The following is a 9,602-nucleotide window of genomic DNA, read 5'->3' on the forward strand; positions in this document are numbered from 1 at the left end:
CTGTTGGATATTTGCGAGATGTATTATAGTTAGAAACTAGATATTATGGCAATGGCTGCTAACAAAATTAGAATTGCTAAAGATAAAGCGGAGTTAGTTAAATCATTAACTTTATCGGATAACAACACTGGCCCTTTCCAGACTTACGCCGATGTCATCGCTTTCGCCGCATCCTTGGGAAAGCAGCGGAAAAAACGATCGCCTTTGGGGGAAATTTCTAAACGAGAACCGGGTGCAATCGATGTTGATATTTTTGTATCCAGGGGCTACGATATGGCGATTAAGTTAATTGCGATCGCCGAAACCAAAAATCCTCAAATTCTCTCCCATCTCGACGAACAATTGGAAGCAGAACGCTTGCAAATTTTTGAAGAATATGCTAATGGCGGACTGGAAATTTTGCGAGAAGAGTTGCGGGGTGCGGCGGATTATACCGATCGCCTGTTGTTGGTTTTGATTTCGGAAAGAGACAACCAACATCGGTCAAATGAAGAATTCGATTTAAGCAAGTTCTTATTTTAATAGGTTCCCAATGAAGCACATACCAAAAGATATAATCCAGAGAGGCTTAAAGCAAGCTGCAAAATTTCTCGCTTACAGTTACTCAGGATTCATTATCTGCTATTTCCTTCTCAAATTAATTTTTTGGGATCGACTGTGGATTATTGCCTTAATTAGCACTTTTAGCCCCTTAATTTTATTCCCAATTTTCTTGCTTCCGATCATCGGAGTGTCAATTCTCAAAAAAAGATGGTTCACTATTATTTCTGCGATCGCCTGCATTCTCCTCATAAGTTGGCTGCACATTAAATACTTTTCTCCCGCACCAATAAATATCACCAATTCGCAGCCCAGCATCAAAATTTTATCCCATAACCTCAGTTGGTATAAAACTCAGTCACCTACTTTATTTAAACTGATTCAGAAGCAACAACCCGATATTATATTTTTACAAGAAATAGTTAGGAAACATACCGAAAGAGCTTTCACCTGGTTAAAAGCAGACTACCCCTATCAAATTGGCACTCCCCCTGTAGGAATTCTCAGTAAATATCCGATTGTATCCAGCGAAATACTGCACTTAGCGAACCATCCAGAAACGCAGCAGCGGGCAATTATTAAATTTAACGAACAAGAAGTAGTGATTTATAATATGCAAGCTACCGGGCCGTGGTTGAGCAGAGTTAAAAAATTGCGTTTTTTCAAAATTCCTGTTTACAAATATGGCAAACGATCGCCTGAAATTCAAGACTTAGTGCAGCGAGTTGAGCGAGAAACTCTGCCAGTAATTGTCGCGGGCGATTTTAATATGACAGACGAAACTCAAGACTATGACAGGGTGCAGAAAGTCATGCAAGATTCTTTCCGAAAATCGGGATTTGGGTTTGGTTTTACCTGGCCTCACGGTTGGGAACTTAAGTTATTGGTAAAAAGATCGAATTTGAGATTAAATTATCCCGTTTGCCGGATTGATTATATTTGGTATTCACAGCATTGGGGTGCTAAATCGAGTTCGGTTTTGGAGGCCACGGAGTCCGATCATTTGCCTGTAGGAGCCGAACTTGTTTTGTTGAAATAAAGCGGTATAATGTATATAAAGTGAGAGGTAAACTTTGGTACAGTATCGAGCGGGAGTAGTGTTTTATAGACAAAAATTACTAAAAGGGATAATATTAATATGCGGTTTTCATTGAGTTATATGTTAAGATAAGTATTAGGTTGAGTGATTGACAAATGCCTACTGCTGCCCAGCTAGAGAGCTTATATCGAATCAGTTATCCACTGACCTACACGATGCTTCAGCCTATACATCTGATTTGTGTTGACGATCGCACTCGTAACGTATACATATTGGCTGGGTAGGATGAAGAGCTTGAGTTCCAAATTTTACCCAATGGGGAGTTTGCTGATGAGCCAAGTTAACTATAATGCAATGTCGAATACTGAATTGAAACAGTATTTTCTTAAACATCGTGGAAATCGAGCCGCTTTTCAGGCGTACTTAGACAGAATCAATCAGCATCCGCTGAGGATTATTGCAAGTCCCAGTGATCCAGATTTTGATGAGAAAGTTCAAGCCGCAATTCGCCGCAAGTTAGAAGCGGCAAGAAATAGCAATAGTTAGCAATCTAATAAAATTGATAGGCACACCCATGCAAATTAACCTCACCATTACCGATCGCCTAGAACAGCAACTTCTTGAGAAAGCTAGCCAACTCAACCTGCCCATTGAAACCCTGATTTTAGAATCGCTGCGCCAACTGTTTCAAGAAGACGAAGAAGAGCTATCTAAAGAAGATATCCTCAACAGTCTTCGGATTGCGCTTCAGGAAGTAGAAGACGGTAAAGTTCACCCGATCGCAGAACTTTGGGATGGTATTGATGTCTGAACTACCCAGCATCCAGGTTCTGTTTGCAGATCAATTCAAGCGCCAACTCCGAACCCTCGCCAAACGCTATCGTCAGATTCAAACCGACTTGCAACCTCTCCTACAGCAGTTGCAAGCAGGCGAATGTCCAGGCGATCGCATTTCTGGTACAGGCTACACCGTCTTTAAAGTAAGAGCCAAAAACAGTGACATTAGTAAAGGGAAAAGTGGAGGCTATCGCATCATTTATCAAGTCACATCAACCACTTGTTTCATCTTGCTCATCATCTATGCCAAATCTGACCAAGAAACGGTTGCTGTAGAAGAAATTAATGATATTATCGATAACTTCCGCAATCAGCAACAATCAAAACTTAGCTAAGCACTGGTGGCAATCCTACCTCTTGTGGCTGCACAAATCGGCCGTTAAAACTAATAGCTTTATCCTCAAAAGTCCTCGCTTCCGCCACCGCTTGCCGCAAATGAGCTCGATCCATATCGTCCTGAATTCCCCCTACCAAATATACAATTAACTTCGTCGCTAAATCCTTTCCAGAAACTAGCACTCGCTTTTTGTTCGGATCGTACAAAATCCCGTACCACGCAGACTCAGGATTGTCCATGTGGCTAAATCCTTCATCGACATCGAATCTGCGGAGTTTGTCGAAAATAGATTTCAGGGAAAGTTTCTTCCTAAATACTAGAATTCCCAAAGCATTAGCTAAAGCAACTTGACCGACTGGACGGAACAAAATATTTCCCTCGCCCCCTGGCTTTTCAAAATTAAATCGGCGCAATTCGGCCGTTTCTTCGCCGCTTTCAATTCTTTGATAGCTGGGTAAAGTTGCTAAATGATCGAACAATTTTTTAAACTCTTCAATTCCCTCTTTTAGTTCTTCATCTTCGGGACGCATGGGAATTAAACCTTTACGTTCCGGCTTCCAATGAGGGAATTTGTATTCTAAATATCGTTCGGACATATCTTGCAGCGCTTGCAATGTGGTTAACACAGTTGATTTTGCTGCGACTGTGGCGCTGTCCCAATTGACGCGGGGGTTTCTGTCATCTTGCTCTTTTAATAAGGGATGGGTGACGGCAATTTTTCGGGCTGCGATCGCAAATCCATTGTCCTCGTTCAATAATGCTAGCTGGCCCTGACTCAGCGTTACCGCCATTAGGTTAACGTGCACAAAGATCGATCGCACGCGCCGTTGTGCTTGCTGCCGCGTTTCTCCCGCTACCGCCGCCGGGATAAACTCAATTCCGATTTTTTCGTGAGCTAATTTATACACTGTTTCGGGATCTATTTGATACTCTTCTGCTAAATCTTCCAGAGTAATTGCAGCGCCGACAGGTTTTTTATTTTTGTTGTATCTTTGCAGGATTCCGGTTTTAATTAAACTCATTAAACCTTGAACTCCCATCAGCCGATGCTGGCCGTCTAAGGCAAAAATTGAGACTTTTTGAGAGACATTCAAAAGCCCTAAATTCTCGTTTTTCTCAAAGGATGTAAATTCAGTCGCGGATTTGGTTGCTACGCCATTTTTATCCCATTCCTCGGCTAAAGGATTGTCTACCCACGGGGGACTGACGACTACTAAAACTGCGGGGAATTTGTGCGATTTTCGGGCGGCTAAATATTGAGTAAGGGCGGCTTGGCGCGACCAATCTAAGGGACGCTGGATAATTTCGTCAATGGTTTCGTCGTCGCGGACGATGTTGTTAGTTTGGAGGTCGAATTTTTGGCGGAAAAGCGGCATTTGGGAGGCGAAACGGACGCGAGAGTCTAACCATTCTAGGGTGACTGAACCGATGTATGCTTCGCTGTTTCCCATCTGGGTTTTTTGTACGAAAATGCGATCGTCCTTTCCTAAATAATTATCTAATAAAAGTGCGATTTCCTGTCGGTCGCTATTTTCTTTTTCTAAAATTTTTATAGCGAGGTCATCCGCTGGGTTGGTGTTCATCGGCGGTTTTTATATAATAGGCTATTTTTTCAAAAAATATCATATATTAAAGTTTATGTCAACACTTGTTTTTAAAAAAACATTGTGAAATACTTAAATTATGCCCTCCTCGCCCATTTACCATAAAAGTTGCAAAAAGTCAATAGCTATTAATGCCCAATGCCCAATACCCCATGCCCAATGCCCCATTCCCAATGCCCCATTCCCACTGCCCCATTCTAAAATATGTCTACTCCTTCCTTTGAATACATTTTGCCGGTCATCCGGGGAATTCAAGCGGGCCGCGAATATTACGTGTCGATGTGTCCGGTGCGTTTTTTGCCGAAATTGTTTCCCTTTGAATCTGAAGAATTGCCACCGTCTCTGCGGGCGAAACGCGCGCTTAACAAAGCTAGGATTCCCGAAATTGCTGATTATTTTGTCAAGAATCCTACAAATTATACTTGTGGGGCAATTGCTGCTTCGATTGATGCGGATATTACTTTTGAAGCAGTTGGAAATGAGGCCGAAGACCGGAAAATCGGTCGCTTGCGAGTGCCTATGGATGCTAAGTTTACTATTAATGACGGACAGCATCGCCGCGCGGCTTTTGAGATGGCTTTGAGGGAAAATCCGCAGTTGGGATATGAGACGGTGGCGCTGATTTTGTTTCTCGATATTGGGTTGGAAAAATCGCAGCAGATGTTTGCTGATTTGAACGGTTTTCAAGTTCCTTTGGAGGCGTCACTCAGTCTACTTTACAACCACCGGGACGATCGCGCTTTTGTGGTGAAGGCGGTTGTTAAGCAGGTTGAGGTTTTTCGGTGTTTGACTGAGATGGAGAAGGGGAGTTTGAACGGGCGATCGCACAAATTGTTTACGCTGAGTGCGATCGATCGTGCTATCATGGCTTTGCTGTCTAATATTCACGGCAGCGAACAGGCAAAACCCTCTGGTTCTCGCACCAAAAAAGAACAGAAAGAGGAAGAACTTGCTCAAAAAATACAACTGGCGGTTAGTTATTGGAATGCGGTTTGCAGTTTTATTCCTGATTGGCAATTAGTTCTGCACAAGCAAGTTGCGGCGGGGGAAATGCGCCGGGATTGCGTACACTGTCACAGTGTTGTGCTTGAGAGTTTGGGGGAAGTTGGGGCGGCTTTGCTGTCGGTTTTTCCTGAGAGTTGGGAGGAACATTTGAGCCTTTTGCAGCAGGTTGATTGGTCGATTTCTAATCCTGATTGGGAGGGTGGGATTTTGTTGAAAGGGGGGATTTCTAAGTCGAGGGCGAGTGTTAGTTGGATGACTGATTATTTGAAAAATCGGTTGAGTTTGGAAACCGCAGAGGCAGCACAGGCGGGACGCCCGGGCCACCTGCGTTTGTAATTGCAGCGCCAAAATGCCGCCAAAAACTAGGCTACTTAAAATAGCGTCTGAATGGTTCTGCAAGAATGCCCAATATTTGGTCTAGCTGAGTAATAAAATATTCAGTCAAATCAATTTTTAACAACTGATTTTCTAAAATTAGGAATTTCCAGTTTGTACCAGTTGAAACTGCTCCATAAATTGCGGATTGTTCTTGCCCTTTGCGCGCATTAAATATTTGAGCTGCTGCCATCTGAGCCGCACACTGTCCCAATCCTATTCTAATATCGTTGTCTTTTGCTTCCACCAATGTCAAGACTGGGGCTGTCACTAATGATTGATTGCTCGATGCGCTGAGGAGAAAGTCACAAGCCCCTGTTAATCCTTTGCTCTCTTCTACGTTAAATGTGTTGCCGGAAAAGTAGCCAATTTTGTTGTTAAAAGTGCGCCGGATTTCGAGTAGAATGGGAGTAATGATTAATTCCGATCGAGCTTTTTCGGTGCTGATACTTGAGGCTAAGTCTAAAGCTTCGTCAAGAGTTTGTTTGAGGCGTTCTGAAGGTGCGAGGGGGGTAATTTGGCTGAATAAGTGGGGAATGTCTTCAACGGTTAGATCCAGGGTTGAGACGGCTTGGTCGATGGTTTTGAAGTCGCTGTAGGACATATTTAGTTTGCGGATGGGATGGATTTGAGAACCGCAGATGCACGCAGATGAGGACTGATAATATTTGTTAAATCCATTCTAGATGGGCTTTTACTTTGCTGACTGCTACTTTTACACTACTAGCATTTGATGACATTTTGTAGGATTTATTATTGGTCGGGGTCGAGTTATACAAAACTACATTTCCCTCCCAAAGATGGCTTTTTCTAGACCAATCCAATTGAGCTAGTTGCAACACTCTTTCTGTTTCAAAATCTTGGCTGCTATCTCTGTCATAAGTACAGTATAGCAACCGACCTAAAATTTCTAGTCCCACGCTTCTACCCAAGATACAGGAGTCTGTAAATTTATTAACATCTTCAATTGTCAATTCTTCAACGCTTATTTCACAAATATGTCTAGTCTGACTACATTTGGAGAAAAAATTATTAAGACATCTAGCCAAAATCTCTGATGATTCCCCCACCTCAAAATCTTTAAGTTCATCACTTGGATCATCAGTAAACGCACAGCTTACCGCTCTTGCTATGAAATTAGTTGTATATATCAACTTCTTTTTACTGTCGGGAGTCGATTTAATTTTATCCGTCTTTTTATAAAACATTGCTACTTTTTCAAGTAAGCTTTTGGTAATACCAACTCGACCTTCAAACTCACCGAATGACAAAAGTAATGATTTATCCAGTTGTCTTGTCTGCGCCATATCTCGAAAATCTGCCTGACACTGGTTAAAGTCTTCCTCTAAAACCAGCGTAATAGGGAAATCATTATCACCTATTAACTCGCCTGCAGCACTTTCAATTAACTCGTGAATAGCGCGCTTGCGATGCTGTCCATCAGTAATATCTAACTTAACACCACGAGGAATAACTACTAGACAAATCCCCCGACCTAGTTCTATAATGTCAATCTTTTCTGGATCGACATTTGCTGTCAGTGTCCCCAAAATCCAGGGTTGATCATTTCTAGCGCGTTTAAGAATATATTGTTTTATGTCCTCAGCATGACCCTTTACCTCTGGGCGGTTTTTACCAGAATCAGGATCGTTGCCAGTTGATGGTTTGGCCTGGAGGAGGGTAGGTAAGTCATTAGCCGGGATATTTATTTGCACCATTTTCCGCTTTCCCTGCTGGAAAATTAGCCCTGGATAGCACTTCTCACGGTGGTACTTGGCGAAGTATGGAGCAAGTAACTCATCAATTCGCGGAGCTCTATCGGACTGAGGAGGGTTATTGTCAGACATATAAGTTAATTAAATTTGCGTATAGACACAATTTTACATCACCAACCATATAAATGTAAACTAATCAGGAATACTATTTTGCCGCATGAACAAATAACAAAAAAAACAATCAACTTTGATAAAGTCCGACATTATATCGTAAAATATTAATACTGACAATAGGAGCTTTCAGATATGATACCAACTCAACAGATGTCATTATTCCAAAGTCGCACCGTTACCGAATTAATAGAAGACATAGAATTGCTAACTGAGGAAATCCAAGAGTTATATTGTCTTGACGAAATTCCTTGGGTAATTGGATATAGCGGGGGAAAAGATTCAACGGCAGTATTACAGCTAATTTGGAATGCGATTTCTAAGATTCCCCAGGAAAAACGTATAAAAAAAATTGATGTCATCACAACAGACACTCTAGTAGAAAACCCCATCGTATCGGCATGGGTTCGTAAGTCTATTAAGCAAATGAATGTTGCAGCCACAGAGCAAGAAATGCCCATAAATACTCATGTGTTACAACCAGAGTGGACAGATACTTTTTGGGTAGGTTTGATTGGCAAAGGATACCCAGCACCCAGAGGTAAGTTTCGCTGGTGTACAGATCGCCTAAAAATTTCTCCATCTAACCGTTTTATTCGTAATATTATCCGAACTAGCGGGGAAACAATACTTGTATTAGGGACTCGTAAAGCTGAAAGCACAAAGCGCGCTCATAGGATGAAAAAAATGGAAGCCCGACGGGTGCGGGAGCGCCTAAGCCCCAATATGAACTTACCGAACTCTCTGGTTTATAGCCCTATTGAAGACTGGCGTGATGATGAAGTTTGGCTTTATCTGATGCAGTGGGACAATCCTTGGGGATACAGCAACAAAGATTTGTTCGCTATGTACCGGGGTGCGAGTGCTGATAATGAATGTCCCTTAGTTGTCGATACTTCTACCCCTAGCTGTGGTAGTTCTCGTTTTGGGTGCTGGGTGTGTACAATGGTTAGTCAGGATAAATCGCTAACAGCGATGATTCAAAATGATGAAGAAAAAGAGTGGTTGCAACCTCTACTAGATTTCCGTGTGGAATTGGATGTTGAAGATAGTCGCGATCGACGTGACTTTAGGCGACGTAATGGCAATGTTCAACTCTATGAACGCAATTTAGAGGGTGAAAAATCTATTGAGCCTATTCCAGGCCCCTATAGTAAAGAAGCGCGTGATTATTTATTGAGGCGACTTCTTTCTGTTCAAACCGAAATTCGTTCTAAAGCACCAGAAGAAATGCGAGATATCACCTTAATTTCCCCGGAAGAGCTGAGCGAAATCCGGCGTATTTGGCTAGAAGAAAGACACGAATTCGACGACAGTTTGCCCCGGATTTACGAAGAAGTCACGGGCGAACCTTTTGAAGATTCCCGTCCCGCCGCCGAAAGAAAACTCCTCGGTAGCGATGAATGGACTGTAATCGAAGACCTTTGCAGCGAGGACAAAATGCACCTCGAATTGATGGCAAAACTCCTGGATACAGAACGCCAATACTACACGAAGCCCCGCCGTACAGGCATTTACGCCGATTTGGACAAATGCTTTGAAACCAGTTCGCGATCGAAGGAAGAAGCGATTGGCAACGCCCACTATCAACGCAATTTAAAAAAAGCGGTGGAAGATATTAAAGCAAATCCGACGGAAAAAATTCAGCAATTCAAAGATGCGATCGCCCAAACCAACAGTTCCGCCAAAAACGATACCGTTGATATTGCCAAACTTAAAGAAGAACTCGAAAGCAATAGCAATCAAAGCAGACAGCTATCTTGGGCGGATATTAAATTTTCTACTCCTGATGTAGGGGAGAAAAATAGCAAAGATTAGGTCAATAATGTCGATCGGGCGATCGGGCTTTGGGGCGATCGGGCTTTGGGGCGATCGGGCTTTGGGGCGATCGGGCTTTGGGGCGATCGGGCTTACCCACAAGCCCGCCGGGGATTGAAATCCCCGTCGAGAGAGCGAAAGTCGGTTAAAACCGACTGAAG

At 42.7% G+C, this 9,602-nt stretch carries 12 protein-coding genes; 8 read left to right on the top strand and 4 right to left on the bottom strand.

What is annotated here, in order from left to right; genetic code table 11:
- Positions 1–51: 51 nt before the first annotated feature.
- The 6 genes from QUB16_RS12965 to QUB16_RS12985 all read left to right on the top strand — a co-directional run bounded on the left by QUB16_RS12965 (position 52) and on the right by QUB16_RS12985 (position 2,751).
- Complete coding sequence (locus QUB16_RS12965) at positions 52–522, top strand: DNA phosphorothioation-associated protein 4 (protein ID WP_190742092.1); 471 nt, start codon at positions 52–54, stop codon at positions 520–522.
- A gap of 208 nt (positions 523–730) precedes the next feature.
- Positions 731–1,579, top strand: a complete 849-nt coding sequence (locus QUB16_RS12970; RefSeq protein WP_333316543.1) for an endonuclease/exonuclease/phosphatase family protein — start codon at positions 731–733, stop codon at positions 1,577–1,579.
- 155 nt (positions 1,580–1,734) lie between these two features.
- Complete coding sequence (locus QUB16_RS33590) at positions 1,735–1,863, top strand: DUF6888 family protein (protein WP_445251120.1); 129 nt, start codon at positions 1,735–1,737, stop codon at positions 1,861–1,863.
- Between the two features lie 46 nt (positions 1,864–1,909).
- Positions 1,910–2,125 (top strand): DUF6887 family protein, encoded by a 216-nt coding sequence (locus tag QUB16_RS12975; protein WP_333316545.1) that lies wholly within the window; start codon positions 1,910–1,912, stop codon positions 2,123–2,125.
- Positions 2,126–2,153: 28 nt separating this feature from the next.
- Complete coding sequence (locus QUB16_RS12980) at positions 2,154–2,390, top strand: hypothetical protein (protein WP_333243736.1); 237 nt, start codon at positions 2,154–2,156, stop codon at positions 2,388–2,390.
- Complete coding sequence (locus QUB16_RS12985) at positions 2,383–2,751, top strand: type II toxin-antitoxin system RelE/ParE family toxin (RefSeq protein ID WP_333316548.1); 369 nt, start codon at positions 2,383–2,385, stop codon at positions 2,749–2,751. Before QUB16_RS12980 ends, QUB16_RS12985 begins: the two co-directional genes overlap by 8 nt.
- Here QUB16_RS12985 and QUB16_RS12990 read toward each other — a convergent pair.
- Positions 2,744–4,336: a DGQHR domain-containing protein gene (locus QUB16_RS12990; protein WP_333316550.1), complete on the bottom strand. Its 1,593-nt coding sequence runs from the start codon at positions 4,334–4,336 to the stop codon at positions 2,744–2,746. The two genes, QUB16_RS12985 and QUB16_RS12990, sit on opposite strands and share 8 nt — an antisense overlap.
- A 225-nt stretch (positions 4,337–4,561) precedes the next feature.
- Here QUB16_RS12990 and dndB point away from each other — a divergent pair, with 225 nt between their 5' ends.
- Positions 4,562–5,698 (top strand): DNA sulfur modification protein DndB, encoded by a 1,137-nt coding sequence (gene dndB / locus QUB16_RS12995; protein WP_333316552.1) that lies wholly within the window; start codon positions 4,562–4,564, stop codon positions 5,696–5,698.
- A 31-nt stretch (positions 5,699–5,729) separates the two neighbouring features.
- Here the strand turns inward: dndB and QUB16_RS13000 are convergent, their stop codons facing one another.
- Both QUB16_RS13000 and QUB16_RS13005 read right to left on the bottom strand, forming a co-directional pair.
- Entirely contained in the window at positions 5,730–6,341 is a 612-nt protein-coding gene (locus tag QUB16_RS13000) for a hypothetical protein (protein ID WP_333316554.1), read from the bottom strand.
- 67 nt (positions 6,342–6,408) lie between these two features.
- Positions 6,409–7,584 (bottom strand): DNA sulfur modification protein DndB, encoded by a 1,176-nt coding sequence (locus QUB16_RS13005; RefSeq protein WP_333316556.1) that lies wholly within the window; start codon positions 7,582–7,584, stop codon positions 6,409–6,411.
- A 174-nt stretch (positions 7,585–7,758) separates the two neighbouring features.
- Here QUB16_RS13005 and dndC point away from each other — a divergent pair, with 174 nt between their 5' ends.
- Positions 7,759–9,441: a DNA phosphorothioation system sulfurtransferase DndC gene (gene dndC / locus QUB16_RS13010; protein ID WP_333316558.1), complete on the top strand. Its 1,683-nt coding sequence runs from the start codon at positions 7,759–7,761 to the stop codon at positions 9,439–9,441.
- Here the strand turns inward: dndC and QUB16_RS13015 are convergent.
- The coding region (locus QUB16_RS13015; RefSeq protein ID WP_333316559.1) for a hypothetical protein at positions 9,379–9,602 on the bottom strand (224 nt) is incomplete at its 5' end. The two genes, dndC and QUB16_RS13015, sit on opposite strands and share 63 nt — an antisense overlap.

It is taken from the genome of Microcoleus sp. D3_18a_C4, assembly GCF_036702415.1.
Classification (GTDB): Bacteria; Cyanobacteriota; Cyanobacteriia; order Cyanobacteriales; family Microcoleaceae; genus Microcoleus.

Coding starts and splice junctions, on each gene's coding strand:
- QUB16_RS12965 (WP_190742092.1), top strand. CDS start 52: ATGGCTGCTAACAAAATTAGAATTGCTAAAGATAAAGCGGAGTTAGTT.
- QUB16_RS33590 (WP_445251120.1), top strand. CDS start 1,735: ATGCCTACTGCTGCCCAGCTAGAGAGCTTATATCGAATCAGTTATCCA.
- QUB16_RS12975 (WP_333316545.1), top strand. CDS start 1,910: ATGAGCCAAGTTAACTATAATGCAATGTCGAATACTGAATTGAAACAG.
- QUB16_RS12980 (WP_333243736.1), top strand. CDS start 2,154: ATGCAAATTAACCTCACCATTACCGATCGCCTAGAACAGCAACTTCTT.
- QUB16_RS12985 (WP_333316548.1), top strand. CDS start 2,383: ATGTCTGAACTACCCAGCATCCAGGTTCTGTTTGCAGATCAATTCAAG.
- QUB16_RS12990 (WP_333316550.1), bottom strand. CDS start 4,336: ATGAACACCAACCCAGCGGATGACCTCGCTATAAAAATTTTAGAAAAA.
- dndB (WP_333316552.1), top strand. CDS start 4,562: ATGTCTACTCCTTCCTTTGAATACATTTTGCCGGTCATCCGGGGAATT.
- QUB16_RS13000 (WP_333316554.1), bottom strand. CDS start 6,341: ATGTCCTACAGCGACTTCAAAACCATCGACCAAGCCGTCTCAACCCTG.
- QUB16_RS13005 (WP_333316556.1), bottom strand. CDS start 7,584: ATGTCTGACAATAACCCTCCTCAGTCCGATAGAGCTCCGCGAATTGAT.
- dndC (WP_333316558.1), top strand. CDS start 7,759: ATGATACCAACTCAACAGATGTCATTATTCCAAAGTCGCACCGTTACC.